Consider the following 18267-nt stretch of genomic DNA (forward strand, 5'->3'; position numbering starts at 1 on the left):
CGATCAATATGCTGTACTGCCATAAAGATCACGCCATTCTTTTATAAGAAATCGACTCAATCAGCCATTTCTAACATCCCCTCAATAATATGTACTTCCTGCTCGATGATATCGTGGTGATCACAAAGCAGAGGTATGATAGACAAATGTCGGCAAGCTTGCCCTATATGGTTGTCACTGGCGGATACTGCCTCTGTCGGCACCATCTCCTGCTTGGTTAATTGAGAATGGAATTTCGGCAGTCGCATGGCTTTGAACAGGGTGACCTGGCTGTGTTCCAAACGCTGGGAAAGCTCACACTGGCAAATGGTATCATCCGCTGGGCCTGCTTCCAGTGCCCGCGCTGCGGCATCACCTTCCAGCCCCAACTCCTGCAATAACATTTGCCGCCAGCTAGGATGCAGGGAACTTAAACTGACCTGATAGAAACTGTCCAGCAAATAGAGATGGATATCTGTGATCCCTTTGGCTTCCAGTTGGGAGGCGATCTCCAGCGCAATTAATCCTCCCATTGACCAGCCCAAAATATGTACAGGGCCGTGTGTCAATGGTTGACAGCGTTCCATTTGCTCCAGATAGAAACGGGCAATGTCGTGCAATGAGGTGATTAACGGTCGGTGATAGAGATTGTAGTTATCCACGCCCAGACAGTGCAGTTGGCCTTCCAGCGTCTTGGCAAGATTCAGATAAACCTCACATCCCGCCATCGCGGGATGGATCATCCACAATGTTTCCTGCGTTGACTTTTTGTTCAACGGTTGTATCAACTGGTATTCAAGGCTGTCCAAAATACCGCGGATGTTTCGTTGCTTGAACAGTTCCATCACGGGGACCGATTGTCCCAGCAAGATGGACATCTGTTGACAGACGGGGATTGCCAGAATGGATGTGCCACCACATTCAAAAAAGTCATCGTTCACACCAACGTGAGTCCGTCCTAGCTTCCGCTGCCAGAGTTGACAGAGTTGCTGCTCCTGTTCGGTTTGCGGCGCTTGATAGTGATGCAGTTTCGGCGCGAAGTGATGGAGTGCTGACAGTTGTTTACGGTCGATTTTGCCACTGGAATTCAGCGGCAGTTCCTGCATCCGTACCAATATAGCCGGCACCATATACGGTGGTAGCGTGCGGGCGAGATGTTGGCGCAAATCCGTTTCATCAAGCGGCTCATCGCTGACATAATAAGCGGCTAAACTATCAGATGAGCCACTGACTTTGACCAATGCGCACTGGCGAATACCTTTCATTGCCATCAGCGTATTTTCAATTTCTCCCAGCTCAACCCGATAGCCATTGACTTTAACCTGACTATCTATCCGGCCTAAGAATTCAATATTGCCATCTGGCAGCCAGCGGCCTAAATCACCTGTACAATACAGACGCTCGCCACTTATCGGGTGTTGGATGAAACGTTCTTCCGTGCGAATCGGATCGTTATAGTAACCTATCGCTAACCCGATTCCGCTGATATACATTTCACCAATGGCTTGAGCCGGCACAGGTTCGAGATCGTTATCCAGGATCAGGAAAGCCTGATTAGCCAATGCCTTGCCATAAGGAATGCTCTGGTTATACCTGGCCCCTTGCGGTACTTCGAATAAAATCGACCAGACCGAGCTTTCGGTAACGCCGCCGCCGCTAAATACACGGCAACCGGGCAGCCAGTCACGGCAACGCTGAACATGGTTAACCGGGATCCAATCGCCGGTGAGCAATACTCTGTCCATTGCAACTTTGTTTGTAACAGCAGGCAGCCCTGTCCGGTTTTCGACTTCCTGCAATAGCAGCTCGAACAACGCGGGTGCCGCATTCCAGATAGTGACATTGTGTTCATGGATCAGGGTCAATAAAGCGTCAGGTTGGTATCGCTGTTCCTCGCTGGGAATAACCAGTCTTCCTCCTACAGCCAAAATGCCGAAGATGTCATAAACCGACAGGTCAAAGCACAGGGCATTGAGCGCCAGTAAAGTATCTCCCCGCACGACGTTCAACTTACGGTTGATGTCTATCAAAGTGTTATTCGCGGTGTCATGCCGGATAGCAACGCCTTTCGGTGTTCCTGTGGAACCCGAGGTGAAAATCACATAAGCCAAACTGTCACAGCGAATAGGAACAGGGAGTGACATAGGCTCAGGTGCCGGCAGATGCAATGCGCATCCGTCAGGCGCAATTTGGATCACTTCACAGGTTTTCTCCGTCCACGGTTTGGCACTGATTACCAACTGTGTTCCGGTTTGCTCTATGATCTTCTGGCAACGCTGCTGAGGCCAAGATACATCCATCGGCACATAAGCCCGTCCTGCCAGTAAAATTGCCAGAACAGCAATCACTTGTGCGCGCCCTTTGCTGACCTGAACCGCAATCAGCTCAGATTGATTACAAGGGTGTTGATGGATTTGTGCTGCCAATATCTGTGCAGACCGGAGCATTTGTGCATAGCTGCATTGGCCGATGGCATCAATCAACGCAATATCATTCGGATACTGTTGAGTCCAATCAAGAATGCCCTGATACAGAGGATGGCTATAGAGTACGGCATCCTGCGTTTCCATTGGCGGCTTCAATAAAGCAATTCTTTCTTGCGGCGAATACAGGCTGATGTTTTTCACCAATTGTTCAGGATGTGCCACCATCTGCATCAATATATTCTGCAAATGCGTGATCATCCCATCAATGGTATCCGGTGCAAACAGCGCGGTGGCATAGTTAATATTGCCAGACAGGGATTCATGGCCGTCTTCAAAATAGAAGCCAAGGTCAAATTTGGCGACATCATACAAATCCACCAGACTCTGCATGGTGAAGGGGGCATTGGCATCAATGTCATTCGCTTTTTGTTCTAAGGAGAAAGAGACTTGGAACAACGGATGGCGCGATAAATCACGTTTCAGGTTCAGGAACTCAACCAGTTTTTCGAAAGGCATATCCTGATGCTGTTGGCTGCTGGTGGTGTTGGCGAATACCTGCCGGATTTGTTCAGCCACACTCCAATCTGTCGCTATCTGATTACGCAATACCAACATATTGACAAACATGCCAATCAGCGGTTCCAGTTGCGGATGTGAACGGTTAGCAATCGGGCTGCCGACCATAATATCGTGCTGACCGCAATATCTGACCAGCAGGAAATTAATACCGGTCAATAACACCGAATGCGGGGTAACGCCCAATTGTCGTGCCAATTGACGCAGTTGGTGACTCAATTGTGGCGCGATGGAAAAAGCAACCGTGTGACCACGGTGATCAAAAATGCTGGGACGTGGATAGTCACAAGGCAGTTCCAATTGAGGGCAGTGCTGCAACTGTTGTAACCAAAACTGTTTTAATGGTTCTAATTTGTCACTGGACAATAATTTCTGCTGCCAAGCGGCATAATCCATATATTGAATAGGCAGCGGCGGTAATGCTGGTGGACGTTGGTTCAATTCTGCGCCATAAAACTCAGCCAACTCCTTTAGCAATACATTCAGCGACCAGCCGTCAAAACTGATGTGGTGAACGTTGATTAGGCAGAAATGAGAGACTTGCCCATCCGCTTCAATCCGTTGCAATAGCTTGGCCCTGATGGGGTATTCACGGCGCAAATCAAAGATCTGGAAGATTTCCTGATGCAAGAAATCGAACCAGTTATCGGCTTGCACTTTCGCGTGAGGAACCCGCAGCGCATCCTCATGGGCTTGCAGGAAAAATGCCTCTTTGTCATCTTGCTCAAAAGTACAGCGCAAAACTTGATGTCGACGGACTACAGCTTGCAGGCTGCGGATAAAACTGTCCATTTGGGTATCGGCCCGCAGGCTGAATAATAGCGGGATATGATAGACATTATTTTCCTGCATCAACGTTTCGATGAACCAGAGCCGCATTTGTGAAAAGGACAGGATGCTGCGTTGCAAGTCTGCTTTTGGTATTTCGTCAAGGTGTTCTATCTGGCTTGAGTGACTTGACAGGAAAGTACACAGCGATCTGACGGTAGGATGCCGGTTCAGGTCTGCCAGTGAGATCTGGCGTTGCAATGTCTGGCTGAGACGGTTACTCAACTGAATCGCCATGATGGAGTTGCCGCCCAGTTGGAAAAAGTTATCATCTATACCGATCTGTTCAGATGACAGCAGTTCCGCCCAAATATCACAGCATTGCTGTTGCAACGGCGTTTCTGCGGGAGTGTATCTCTGTTGTAAATCTGCAAAGGTGGGTGCGGGGAACTTATGGCGATCCAGTTTACCATTGATGGTCATCGGAATGAGAGGCAATGGGATCAATGCACTGGGTTGCATATAGTTAGGCAATATATGTACCAGCGTTTTTCGGATTTCCTCTGGTTCTACGCCATTGGCCGATGTGTAGTAACAAACGATTCGGGGGGATTCCTTGCCATGAATGATGGCGACCGCCTGATCGACACCTGAGACAGTAGCAATAACACTCTCGATTTCTCCAAGCTCGATCCGATGCCCACGAATTTTCACCTGATTGTCGTTACGGCCAAGGTACTCCAATGAGCCTTCCTCCAGCCAGCGAACAATATCGCCAGTACGATATAAACGTGAATGGTCAATATGTTGCCGATAAGGATTGGCAATGAATTTTTCTTCGCTCAATGTGGGTTGATTCAGATAACCGCGCGACAATCCAATACCTGATACAAACAATTCACCCGGTGCGCCGACTGGCAGTGGTTGCAGATTGGCATCCAGCACGTAGACGCCATACTGTGTCAATGGCTTGCCGATATTGGCAGCTCCATTGTAACGATAGGGGTTAACGGTAGTTAACACACTGGCTTCGGTGGGACCGTAGCAATTGAACACATTGCGTCCCTGTGCGGTATAGTGATCCAACACATCCTGAGATACTGCTTCACCGCCAATTGCCAGCCATTGCAGGCTATCCGGAAATGCCGGTTTGAGCTTGAGCAGGGCGGGCGGCAGCATCGCATAACTCACTTGGCATTTTTGCAACAAGGTTTGGAGTTCCTGCAAATCATAACGCTGCGTGTCAGAAGCCACGACCAGAGCATGACCACCGACAAATGCCGGGAAGCACTCCATCAAATGGGCATCAAATACAACGGAAGCAAATTGCAGGAAGCGAAGCCCCGGTTGTGCTGACCCCAATCCCAGTCTGGATAGCAGACCACGCGCCATGAGCGCAGTGCCTCGATGTTCTATCAGCGTACCTTTTGGTTTGCCGGTTGTGCCAGAGGTGTAAATCACATAAGCCAACTGGTCTGGCTCGACTTGCGGCAGAAGCGGCTGTATATCATCAGTGGTTTCTGCATCCGCCAATTCGCTCAGGTAAAGCTGTTGCAGACTTGGGCGATCAAATAGTGATGCCAGATCCGGCTCGGTCAGTACCAACTGCATTTTGCTGTCTTGCAGGATGTAATCCAGCCGTTCTTCTGGAGATTTTGTATCCATCGGAACATATGCGGCACCTGCTTTCAGGATGGTCAATAATGCGACAATCATATCGATGCTACGTTTGCAGCACAGGCCAATCAATTCACCCGAAGCCAGTTCACGCTGGAAACGATGGCGGTATATTGCACGAAGCTGAGCTGCATAACGTGATGAGAGATCATCCAATTCTTGATAACTCAATGTTCGGTAATCATCCATCAATGCGGGAAGCTGTGGAGTCAATCGCGCTTGTCTTTCCAATAAACCATGCAGGGTACTGGGCTCCCAGATTTCAGATTCTGGCGCAGCAAAAGCCCACTCTTCTAAAAGTTGTCTGCGTTTGTCGTCATTCAGTGCCGATAACCGTTGGTGCGGATAATGGAGATGAGAAGGCAGGCGAGCCAGCAATACGCTTAACATATCCAAAAGATCATTGGCCCGTTCTGCATTCAGGCAACCGGGCTTGTAAGCAAGGGTGAGTTTTAAGCCTTGTTCTACATCACCTTCTGCAATCAGGTTCAACGGGTAGTCAGTATCGCCCTTGGCAGTCCTTAAACTGGCCTGCATGGTATCCAATTTTGTTGTGGGATAGTTTTCATAGACAAAAAGTGTTTGGAACAGTTTTTCACCACTGAAGGGCAATTCGGCCAGAGGCTGATAACTGTGAGTATCCAAATCAATCATGCGCTGATGCAGTGTACGAAGTAGTTGCAGACAAGTCAGTTGCGGTTCCCAATCCATCATCAGGGGGAGTGTATTGATAAATAAACCGACGCTGTCTTCTATCTCTGAAATAGGATGATTACGACCAGATAAGGTAACGCCAATGATGGTCTGGCTTTGTTGGCTAAACAGGTGCAGTAATTTGTGCCAGGCGAACTGCAACATGACGTTGAGTGTCAGGCCATGATTGCGGGCGGTTTCCTGCAATGATAGGGCAACAGGATGAGATAATGTGTGATGCACAGTAGACTGGACTTCTGACAAGCCATTATCAGGGGCATTCAACAGCAGGGAAATATCGGTACTCTCCCAATGCTGGATACCGAGTTGCTGCCAGTGGCGCTGACACTCTTCCGCTTGACTGAGGTAATAACGCTGAGTCGCCAGATAGGCTGTATCCCTGTGGGTATCAGGAGTCTGGCCTGTCAGTAGTTGTTGGTAAGTATGGTGAACATATTCCAGCAAGATCTGGCTACTCCAGCCATCAATAATAATATGGTGGCTGGTATGAATCAGGCTGTACCGGTCTTCTGCCAGCTTAATGAGACAAACGCGCATTAACTCCGGTTGTCGCAGATCGAAAGGTTGGCTGTTTTGTTGCTGGCAAAGTTCAGCCAACACATGTTCTGGTGCGGAGTGGGCGCTGAGATCATGGTATTGCCAGGACAGTTCAGCATGTTGGAATACAATTTGACGTGGCTGCTCTTGCCAATCAAAACCCGTGCGCAATATAGGATATTTTTGTTGGGCACATAGCCAAGCCTTGCGGTAATGGCGGGGTTCGATGGGTTGTGCGTAATCCAAAACAAACTGAAAGTGATAGGTCGAATTATGCGCATGGCTCAGATGATGGTGGATGAATCCCTGTTGCAGGCTGTTGGCCGGATAGACCCAAACAGGCTCTAATCCTGCTGGCAGCCGCGCCAGTAAATCGGCATCAACGCCGTCATCTGTTTCCTTCTGGCTGGTATTGGAGGCGCTGGTATTGGAAGAAGAAGTCAGATGGTTAATTAACGACATCAACGCGACCTGAAAATGTTGATCCACCTGTACAAGTTGTGTCTGGCTTAATAAACCGTCCCAGCGATAATGCAACGTTTGACCGATAAACCAGATATTGAGGGTAAGCAAACCGCTGTCCGTATTATGTGGGTGGACCGTCTGACCCGCGGCTTCAGCGGTGATTTGCCAATCACTTTCATGCGCTTGTGCGTTTGTTTGTAGCTGCCCCAAATAATTGAATACGACGGCCGGGTAAGGTAAGGGTAATGCGTTGCGCAAGGCACCGTATGAAATACCTGAATCCGGTACATTGGCAAGGGTAGCGTGGACTTGTTGCAAAGAAATCGCTTTTTCACCATCGGCGGAAAAATGCAGAGGATACAGTGCAGTAAACCAACCAACTGTACGGCCAACATCCAACTGTGCGGATGAGAGTTGGCGGCCATGCCCTTCCAGCAGCAGCGTGTGGTTTGATACTCCGCTGACATAATCCAAAGTATGCAGCAGCGCAGTCAGCAATACCTCATTGAGATTGTGTTTATCGGTCTCGTGCTTTGCGGCACCATTGATTACATTCAGCAGACGGATACTGGCTGCGGATGGCAGAGTTTGCCACAGGTATTGGCGAGTGTCATGAGTGTCCAGAAACGGCCGGTAGTCGCATTGAGGTACACACTGTTGTTGCCAGAATTCGCGTTGAGACTCAAAGTGAGGGATCTGTTCCGTCAGGGCGGTTTGCCATTGCCGATAGCTGGCTGTTTTAGCGCCGAGGGCTTCACCATGATAAAGCTGTTTCAAATCATCCAACAGTATGCGCCATGATACGGCATCCACAATCAGGTGATGCAGGGCACAGTAAATACGCGCTGAGCCGTCTGAATAGCCATCAATATAAGCAAAACGCCACAACGGGCCATTGACGATATTGAAATCACTCTGCCAAGTATCCAGACAACGATTAAACTCGCTCTCGCTCAATTGATCATAATGGCAAATTTCTAATGCCTTTGGCGTCATCTGAGTGAGATCCAGATAACGTTGATGTTCAGCAGGGAGAAAGCGAGCTCGTAGCATATCGTGTCTTTCTGTCAGTGCCTGAATCGCAATTTCTAATTTTTGTGGCATCAAAGGCGGAACCCGAATCAAGAAAGTCTGGTTCCAGTGGTTGGATTGAGAAAATGCCTGTTCGAAGAACCAAGATTGAATAGGATGCAGAGGAAATTCTCCCTGTAATATACCCTGTTCGGCCGGCTGTATCTGAGTATCGGTTGTCCCTGCCAGTTGGTCTGCCAGTCTGGCAATGGTACGGCATTGATGTAATAGCTTGGTGTTGCAGGATAATTGCTGGCGACGCATTTCTGAAATCAGGCGGATAACGGAAATAGAATCCCCCCCCAGATGGAAAAAGTCATCATCAACGCCAATCTCATCCAGTCCCAGAATATGTTGCCAGATAGTTTGCAGTTTGTGCTCCAGTTCCGTGGTTGCAGCACGATAAACGTGATGGCTCTGTGTGAAATCAGGTTCTGGTAACGCTGCTTCATCCAGCTTGCCATTGATGGTCATTGGCAGAGTTTCCAGTTGCACGAATGCTGAGGGCATCATGTAATCCGGCAGGGAAAGCTGTAATGTACGACGGAGATTATCTTCGTTTAGAGTCATGTCTGACACATAATAGACGACGATTTGTGAGCGATCCTGCCCGCGTACTTGTGCCGTACATTGACTTAACCCCGATAACGCAATAAATGCCTGTTCGATTTCAGCCAACTCTACCCGATGCCCACGGATTTTTACTTGAAAATCCTTGCGTCCCAGATATTCCAGTTCTCCATTCGGCAACCAACGGGCCTGATCACCGGTGCGATAGAGTCGCTGATCATCGGTATGCTGCGTAAAAGGATTGCTGATAAATGCCTTTGCCGTTAACTCAGGTTGTCCCAGATATTCTCTGGCTAACACAGGTCCGGAAAGATACAGCCCACCGCTCATTCCCATTGGTACTAACTGCAACCGTTCATCCAGCACATAGGCATGAACACCCGGAAACGGTTGACCAATATTGCGATCGTTATCCCCATTCCCTTGATAAGGGTGCATGGTGGCACATACGCTGGCTTCTGTCGGGCCATACGCATTGAACAGTCGCCGTCCCTGCATGGTGTAATGATCCAAAATGGCTTGTGGGGTTGATTCACCCCCGACCAGAATGGTTCGTAATGTCGCAGGCAATGCCGGTTTTGTTTTCAACAGGGTCGGTGGAAAAATGGCACCTTGAACCTGATATTGTTCGATTAAATTTATCAATAGATCGGGATCATGGCGCTCTTCTTCTGAAGCAATCACTAAAGTATGACCAAAACACAGCGCAATGAACGTTTCGAACACATGGGCATCAAACGCCAGAGAAGCGAACTGTAACCAGCGTTGAGGAAACCCAATATCTTCAATGAGAGCAGAATACTGGCCATTCAGCATAGTCAATACGCCGCGATGTTCTAACAAAGTTCCTTTTGGACGACCTGTGGTGCCAGAAGTATAAATACAATAGGCCAACGAACGCGGCCCTGCGGCTGATTCGGGGGCACAGTCGGGTTGGTCACGATAATGATCTTTGGGATTATCTAATGTCAGCAGCGCCAGATTCTGGCTGTGGTCGCGCAATCGGGTTTGGTGCGCCAGTTGCGTGATTGCTAACTGAGATTGACTGTTTGCCAGAATATAGGCCAATCGTTGGGACGGAATTTGCGGGTCAAGAGGCAGATAGGCGGCGCCTGCCTTCATGACCGCCAGCATGGCAATTACCATGTCGACCCCACGATTCAGGCAAATAGGCAGTAAGGTATCAGGGGACAATGATTGCCCTGTGGCCTGTTGATAGCGCGCTTGTATCTGATGGGCTAATTGATTGCTGCGCTGTTCCAATTCCGCATAACTCAATTGTTGCTGGTTATCGATTAAAGCAATGCGTTGCGGATGTTGTTTTGCCTGCCGCTGGAAACTGTCATGAAGCGTTGTTGCAGGAATATCTATCTGTTTTCCCTGATTGCCGAATTTCAATAACAGGTTGCTTTGTACAGGAGACAGGGCAGAAAATTGTTGAAGCGGTGTTTCAGGATTTGTCAGGGCATTCACCAGTAACTGTTGGAACTGTTCCCCCAATACTGCGATTTGCATCGGATGAAAACGGTCAAGCAGATAACGAATACGAAAAGACCACTGATCATTCTGTTGCTGGTATTCCAGTACTAATTCTGAATTGGCTAAATCATTATTGAAACGGTGATTGTACTGGACATCACAACCTGCCAGCTCCAGACAAATATCCTTGAGATGGGCTTGGGACATAGCAACGTTCAACTGGCCGACAGGGCTAGAACGCAGAACCTGAAAGATCGGCCAGGATGAGAAGCGCAGACCAGGCGCGGCTTTCAATGATGAAGTGTAACTTAGTGTGTGCTGATAGAGCGAAGCAAAACTGGCAGTGTCATCCAAATGGAGGGGAAAGATGGCGGTATTGATTTGCGCCCCCAATGAAAAAGACTCACTGCCTGTCAGAGCAAGGGGATAACTGATATGTGCTTTCTTATCAGGAGAATATTGTGCAATCAATGCTGCCCACAACGTTTTGAATATGAGGAAGGGGATACCGTGTCGCAGAGAATGTTTGAGACGTTGCCATTCATTCAGTGGCAGGCTGAAACGATATTCACCGGTCAAATCCTGCTCATCTTTTGCTTGTGCTGATTTTGATGGTAATGACAAATAGGGCAATGAATTGCTGATGTTCATACCATCCAGACAGGTTTTCCAGAACTGTTCAGGATGATGCTCTTCCAATATTTCTACTTGTCGGTGATATTGCGCGAACTTTTCTGCAATTTGCTCTCGCGTCAGCGGGGAATGACGCAGTGGTCGTTGATTATAGAGATCGGATATGGCTTGATATAACTCTGCCGTGCTCTCTCCGTCCACTACAATATGGTGCAATACGATCACCAGTTGAAATTGCTGTGCTGCTTGCTGGAATAGTCCAAACCGGATTAGCGGCCCTTGTTTTAAATCAAATGGCAATAAGGCAAATTGGCGTAGCTTATCTTCGCTATCAAAAATTTTCAGAGGATCGGTGTAATCGGAAAAGGGTTTCCAATATATTTGACCATTCTCTTCGTCAAGCCGGGATTTAAGTAACGGATATTGATTCATCAATTCCTGTAAAGACCAACTCAATTGACTTTTATCTAAATCGCCATAAATAGTTTGATCTATAACCATATTATATTTAAAAGAATCAGGATCGAGAGTCCATTCATTCCAAAATAATCGGGTAAACGGAGAGGCCAGAATATTATCCATATAAATACTTCCTTCGGATTTAGGGTTAAATAAAAAGTGTTCACCTGAGCAAAAAGCAGGCGAGTATCTTTTGAATCAGTCCTGGTGATACATTGGAAAATAAATACTTTAATTAGTCTTTATGCCTAGATTGATTGACTGGCGAATATTATTATTTATTGTTTTTATAGGTGTTTTCATTTTGATAAGTATATTTTTGGAGTTTAATCCTTGATGTGGATATATCTTGATATCGTGATATATAGCTTTGAAATTTGTTTCAATCACTGATAGTTATTTAATTTATAAAATGATTATTTAGATTATCAATATTTTGAATTTTAACTACGCAATTCTGGTTATCCTTTATTGTGAGGTGAGTAATGGAAAAGAGAAATAAAAATTAGTTTCAAGGAATTACCTTAATGTTGGTTTATTGTTTTTGTTTGTAATTGTTTTTCTTTAAATAAGATACTTTCACAACAAAATTAAATAAATATTATTTTAAGTAATACACTAATCATAAAATATTTAAACGTATAGGTAATCTTATAATAAATAAGCCTTCGACTTGCTAATTCAGGTTTTCACTTTCAGGGCGGGGATATATTCGTCAGAATTGGCGTATTGATAACGGCCAGTACTATATTCTTGATGTGGTTATTAAGTAGGGTTATTCACGCATCATATTGGATATCGCGATTTAAAATATGGCGTTGTTAGGGGGTATTGTGTTGAACATGCTTGAAAAGTGCAATTGCGGAGCTTGTTCCGGTGTTACCTTGAAATTCACTGTTTCAAAAGGTATTTTATAAACCTTAAAAAAATCTTATGTGGAGTATAAGGGATGGTAATGGATTTCAATAATAGCAACAGAAAATGGAAAAAAGGGATAATGGCGCTTTGTATTGCGCTGGCGCTATCAGCATGTGATAACAAGAAAGAAGAATCAGCCTCTGCCCTATTAACGGAAACCGTACAAGATTCCTCAGCAACAGGAAAGGTTGAACAGAAAGCTAAGGAAGATAGAAATGAACCCGTTCAAGATCCTGAAGAAGTTCTTTCGGCAAAAATGCAGGTGTATATAGAGTGTTATAATTCATTGGATGAATCTATTAACCGTAGTATCGTCCGCTATGCGAGTTGGATTAACGATTTAGAAAAAGGTCCTATCGGAAATGAAAGAGTTGTTTATGGTCTTTATTCCGTCAGGCAAGACAGCGTAACTGATTGTCTGGATAAAATTAAAAAAGTTGCAGCTATGAAGCCAGAGTTGAAGGCGATTGATGGTATTGCTGTTAACTACATTGAATCATCCGCAAAACTAGTACCAGAAATTAATGTGCTAAAACGTTATTACGAGCAAGAAGATTATAAAGATGACAATTTTGCCAAAGGCAAAGAAAAGCATCAGCAATTGATAGCGGCTTATCAAGAGTTTGAACCCGCATCGGTAGCATTTTCTCAATCTATTGAAGAGATTAATGATGAGCGTCAAATAACTGCTTTACGGTACATGGAAAAAGAGAGTGGTCGAACGTTGGACTATTATAGTCTGGCAATTTTAATTGATGCCAAAAAGATCAATCAGGTGATAGAAAGCGATACTTTTGATACTGCTCAGGCATTTGCGATGGTCGCTGAATTACTAAATAAAGTTGAAAACGCTCTCCCCTTGGTGACAGAACGTAAGAATGAAGGCGGCACTTCCTATATAGGATATGACTCTCTATTAAGAGAAGCAGACAGTTACGCTAAAGTGGCAAAAGAACGCATTCGTAGAATCCGGGATAATGTTCCTTACTCTGATTTTGAGAAAAGAAGTTTAGGTACTGCTTCTGAGTGGATGGTTGAGGGATCTGTCGGTAAACTGATAGATAAATATAACAGATTTGTTAATGAATTTAACAGGCTGTAATTACTATTGCATTGTCAAAAAACGGGTAGTCAATGGCTCTGCTTGGTGAGGGCCATTGATTTATATAGAACAAAGGGATTGTTTTGGAAGTAATTTTAAGAATAGTTTTGGAAGTAATTTTAAGAATAGTTTTGGGAACGATTTTAGGAATGATTATCGTGCTCGCATTTGAACACTATTTTTAGAGCATTCGTCATCTGAAGCATCAATTTGCCGGATTTTTGTGCGAAACGTATCGAAAAAAACGAGACTTATCTTGTTTACTCTGGAATAGAAGCCATTAACTCCCTATAATCCGCCAAACATGGTGTGAGTGAATGCCATGTTCCCACTTTATTTTTTCTTTTTTTAACCAGGTTACTTCTATCATGGCTGACGAAGCACATCAGTGTACAATCGTAGGTATTTCAGGTGCCTCTGCCTCAGGCAAAAGCCTTATTGCCAACACGCTTTACAGAGAATTACGGGCTCAGGTCGGTGATCACAATATCGGCGTTATTCCAGAAGATTGTTATTATAAAGATCAAACCAATACTCCGATAGAAGAGCGTTATAAAGTAAATTATGATCATCCAAGCTCAATGGATCACAGTTTACTGTTCGAACATCTTCGGGCACTGAAAGCCGGAAAATCCATTGAATTACCGCAATATGACTACGTCGAACATACCCGCAAATCCGAATCTATCCATTTTAAACCGAAAAGAGTCATTATCCTTGAAGGTATCCTACTATTAACGGATAAGCGTTTACGTCAAGAGCTGGATTTCTCCATTTTTGTCGATACGCCACTGGATATCTGTCTGATGCGCCGCATTAAGCGAGATGTGAATGAACGCGGGCGTTCGCTGGATTCCGTTATGGAACAGTACAAAAAGACCGTGCGCCCAATGTTCCTGCAATTTATCGAGCCATCAAAACAATATGCAGATATTATTGTTCCGCGTGGCGGGAAGAACCGCGTGGCCATTGATATCTTAAAAGCTAAGATTGGTCAGTTTTACGAATAATATGCCGTTCAGGCATTCATAAGTATCATCGTATTTGAGAGGAAATAATGCGACTCTGTGACCGTGACATTATTAAATGGCTAGATGAAGGTAAATTGGTAATTACCCCATGTCCCCCTGTCGAACGTATTAATGGGGCAACTGCTGATGTGTGCCTTGGGAATCAGTTTCGCGTTTTTCGTGGCCATACTGCGGCTTATATTGATTTAAGCGGCCCTAAGGCTGAAGTCAATGCGGCACTTGAGCGTGTCATGAGCGATGAAATTACGTTAGCGGATGGGGAAGCGTTTTTCCTCCATCCCGGTGAGTTGGCATTGGCAGTGACACTGGAATCTGTCACATTGCCTGATAACTTAGTGGGTTGGTTGGATGGCCGTTCGTCTCTGGCACGTCTTGGTCTGATGGTGCATGTTACCGCACATCGCATTGATCCGGGCTGGCAAGGGCAAATCGTTCTGGAATTTTACAACTCAGGCAAACTGCCTTTGGCTTTACGTCCTGGCATGGTTATCGGAGCCTTGAGCTTTGAACCGCTGTCAGGGTCTGCTGACCGTCCTTATAACCGACGTCAGGATGCCAAATATAAAAACCAGCAAGGAGCCGTAGGTAGTCGAATCAGCGAGGATTAATCTTTTCTGGTGACGCTTTATGGTGACACTTTTTGGTTAAAAATAGTCATCTTGTAGATATGAGACTGGGGAAGTCATGAAAAGATTATTGACGACACTCGTTATTTTGTTATTAGTTATTGTTGCTGGCTTAGCTGCGCTGGTCGTGTTAATTAATCCGAATGATTTTCGCGATTATATAGTCAAGCAGGTACAAAAAAAGAGTGGTTACCAGCTCGTGTTGCAGGATGATTTGCGTTGGCATGTCTGGCCAAGATTGAGCATTCTGACCGGGCAGATCTCACTGACTGCTCAGAATGCCCAACAACCTGCGATTGTGGCAGAAAATATGCGCTTGGATGTGGAATTGCTGCCTCTGCTGTCCCATCAACTTTCGGTTAAGGAAGTCATGCTGAAAGAGGCGGTTTTACGCATCACGCCGGATAGCCAACCGCAAAAACGGTCAGAAGCTCCGATTGCGCCGGAAAGTGATATTCACCATTCAATTGTCGGGGGCAGTCAGGCTTGGAAACTGGATATTGCCAGAATCAGGGTTGCGGATAGCTTACTGATCTGGCAAACCAGCGACCATTCCCAATTAAATGTCCGTGATATCAATTTACTGCTTGAACGCAGTGATCAAAATCACATAGACCTCAGTCTCCGCAGTAAAATCAATAAAAACCAGCAAGAGTTGGCATTTGAGCTTAATGCTTCCTTAGATACGTCTGATTATCCCCAGCGCTTGTCGGCTGATATTAATTCCCTTGAATACCAATTACAGGGAGTTGGATTGCCATCTACAGGTATCAAAGGAACAGGCAATGCTACAGTGAAATATCAGGCTTCTCCTGAATCAATTTCACTGCAAAAAATAGCATTGGCAATCAATAATGAGAGTGAATTGAAAGGTGATATTGCTGTCAGGTTGAAAGATAAACCGCAATACTCCATTAATTTGACCTCTCCTAAATTGAATTTGGATAATTTATTGGGGTGGGATGTTTTACCGAACAAGGATCCACAAGTAAAACATGATTATCGGATTGAAAATAACTCATTAAAACCCGTGATTGCGACATCCGTATCGCCATTATCCAATTATGACCTGACCTTTTTACAAGAATTTAATGCTGATATCTCCTTCATGGCAGATAAGTTCATTTATCAGGGCATGAATATAGATAATTTTGCCCTGAAAGCGGTGAATGATGAAGGGATGACAGAAATCACCAAATTAAGTGGTAATGTGTTTGGCGGGCATTTTGCGCTACCGACTACGATTGATGCCACAACGATTCCGGCAAAATTGCATACAAAACCCCTTTTGCAGAGGATCGAATTGCAGCCATTGTTAACCACACTGGCATTACCATCGGTATTCAATGGGCAACTCAGTGTCGATGGTGATCTTTTTGGGGACGGTTATGACGAATATGCCATTTCCCATTACTGGCGGGGTGACTTGAATATAGACCTGAAAAATGCGCGTCTGGAAGGGTTGAATATTCCTCAACTGATCCGACAATCTTTTTCAAGAGTGACAGACCAAGTTAGTCAGCCTGCAAATACAGGTGATTTCACTGAAGCAAAGAGCATGTCAGTGAAAGCACAATTAGAGCGTGGTGAGGTTAAGATTAATGAGCTTGCGGCGACTTCAGGCATGCTAAACATTCAAGGTCAGGGCAGGGCGAATTTACTGAAGCAGAATACTGATGTTGCATTGTGGGTTCAGTTGACTAATGGGTGGGGTAAGCAGAATGAATTTGTACGCCGGTTGGCTCAATTAAAAATACCACTGCGGGTTTATGGCGATTGGGATAAATTACAATATACGCTGAATGTCGAGTCGGTACTGCGTGATGAATTACAACAGAAAGCGAAAAAGTCGATCCAAGATTGGCTGGAAAATAATAGCAGTAGCGAAGATCGCAAGAAGCTAGAAGATCTGTTTAATAAAAAATAGAGCTGCTCATAACATTAAGAGCCTTTCAGTAGGTTCTTAATGTTAACGTTATTACTCCTTTCTATAGTGAAGATAGAGCATCATGATTCCTTCCGTAGATTAATATGCTGTTTAGTGATTAAAGAGAGATTCTGGTGCTGGTTTATTTGTAGATTTTGTGACCTGAGTCAGTTTGGACAGGTGATCGCTAGGGCGATCACCTGATTTAACTCTTATTTTTGCCAATAAACTACCAATACTCTACTAATATCCGACAACCTGATAATAGAAGTTCGGGACCCAGCCCAGTTGCGGCGTCATAACTGATACTGTCAGTGTATCCTGCGATAATCCGATTCCATTTGCGTTATTTCTTTGTGTTTTGACATCCGCCAGATGGCCTGGGCTTTGATAATCCAAATTATCTCCGACAATACTTGCACGACACGAAATGATGCCATTTGGCAATGTAATGGGGAGTTTTATTCTGTAGAAGTGCGTATAGTAGGTCATTCCGTTTATCACAGACGGATTAGAGTTCCCAATAGGTTCACTCACAGTTGCCAATCCGTTGACCATAAATATATCACCTAACTGGATGACGGTATGTTCATCTCCAATCAGACGTGAGCTAACATCTAATCCAATCAGATCACCCAAACCTATATTTCTCACAAAGGCTTGTTTATCTAGGATATCTGCTCCGTTCTTACTTCTCGCCAGTCGACCTTCCGCGTTGGTATTGGCATTATTGGCTAATGTCTCCACCTTGTTGATACGCGTATCAACTTCTGCTCTGGTATAAGCGCCCACATCAGATGCAATAAGTTTAATATCTGATAAGAGAGCTTTGCCATTTACAGTACGCGTCATTGGTACCCGACTGTCCGCATTGTTATTGGCTTCTTTTGCCTTCTCTGTAACATCATCGATTTTAATATCAATTTCGGCTTTAGTATAAGTCCCTATATCAGATGCGATAAGTTTAATATCTGACGAGAGAGCTTTGCCATTCACAGTACGTGACATCGGTACACGGCTGTTCGCATTGTTATTGGCTTCATTTGCCTGACTTTTAACCTCTTCAATGAAATGGTCAACTTCCCCTGTAGTGTAAACATGAATATCAGAGGCGGTCAGTTCAACATCATCATTCAGCTCTTTGCCATTGATTCTGCGAGTTAAAGGGACTTTGCTGTCAGCCAGTTTAATGGCGGCTTTTGCCTGTTTCAGGGCCTCTTCGGCCTGTACTTTAACCGGCTGGATCAGGCCGTCCGTTTCCGGCTTGCTATAGGCATTGACATCGGCAGCGGTCAGGACAACATCGTGA

Annotated in this window: 5 protein-coding genes and 1 pseudogene; 4 read left to right on the plus strand and 2 right to left on the minus strand. The window is 45.3% G+C overall.

Annotation, left to right across the window (positions count from 1 at the left end; genetic code table 11):
• Window positions 1-56: 56 nt before the first annotated feature.
• Window positions 57-11477: a non-ribosomal peptide synthetase gene (locus tag FE394_RS00730; RefSeq protein WP_319924493.1), complete on the minus strand. Its 11421-nt coding sequence runs from the start codon at window positions 11475-11477 to the stop codon at window positions 57-59.
• Window positions 11478-12309: 832 nt separating this feature from the next.
• On the opposite strand from FE394_RS00730, the gene FE394_RS00740 reads away from it, so the two are divergent.
• The 4 genes from FE394_RS00740 (at window position 12310) to asmA (ending at window position 16958) form a co-directional block, all read left to right on the plus strand.
• Window positions 12310-13374: a YiiG family protein gene (locus FE394_RS00740; protein WP_319924494.1), complete on the plus strand. Its 1065-nt coding sequence runs from the start codon at window positions 12310-12312 to the stop codon at window positions 13372-13374.
• Between the two features lie 368 nt (window positions 13375-13742).
• On the plus strand, window positions 13743-14384 hold the full coding sequence (gene udk, locus FE394_RS00745; RefSeq protein WP_319924495.1) for a uridine kinase: 642 nt from the start codon (window positions 13743-13745) through the stop codon (window positions 14382-14384).
• Between the two features lie 47 nt (window positions 14385-14431).
• Window positions 14432-15013 (plus strand): dCTP deaminase, encoded by a 582-nt coding sequence (gene dcd / locus FE394_RS00750; protein WP_319924496.1) that lies wholly within the window; start codon window positions 14432-14434, stop codon window positions 15011-15013.
• A 76-nt stretch (window positions 15014-15089) separates the two neighbouring features.
• On the plus strand, window positions 15090-16958 hold the full coding sequence (gene asmA / locus FE394_RS00755; protein ID WP_319924497.1) for an outer membrane assembly protein AsmA: 1869 nt from the start codon (window positions 15090-15092) through the stop codon (window positions 16956-16958).
• Window positions 16959-17201: 243 nt separating this feature from the next.
• Here asmA and FE394_RS00760 read toward each other — a convergent pair.
• Window positions 17202-18267 (minus strand): annotated as a pseudogene (locus tag FE394_RS00760) (hypothetical protein); the annotation flags it as partial.

Source organism: Xenorhabdus littoralis (assembly GCF_033949345.1).
GTDB lineage: Bacteria > Pseudomonadota > Gammaproteobacteria > Enterobacterales > Enterobacteriaceae > Xenorhabdus > Xenorhabdus littoralis.

What these genes read in the sequence shown, in the direction of transcription:
- FE394_RS00730 (WP_319924493.1), bottom strand. Translation starts at nt 11,477, where the DNA reads ATGGATAATATTCTGGCCTCTCCGTTTACCCGATTATTTTGGAATGAA.
- FE394_RS00740 (WP_319924494.1), top strand. Translation starts at nt 12,310, where the DNA reads ATGGATTTCAATAATAGCAACAGAAAATGGAAAAAAGGGATAATGGCG.
- udk (WP_319924495.1), top strand. Translation starts at nt 13,743, where the DNA reads ATGGCTGACGAAGCACATCAGTGTACAATCGTAGGTATTTCAGGTGCC.
- dcd (WP_319924496.1), top strand. Translation starts at nt 14,432, where the DNA reads ATGCGACTCTGTGACCGTGACATTATTAAATGGCTAGATGAAGGTAAA.
- asmA (WP_319924497.1), top strand. Translation starts at nt 15,090, where the DNA reads ATGAAAAGATTATTGACGACACTCGTTATTTTGTTATTAGTTATTGTT.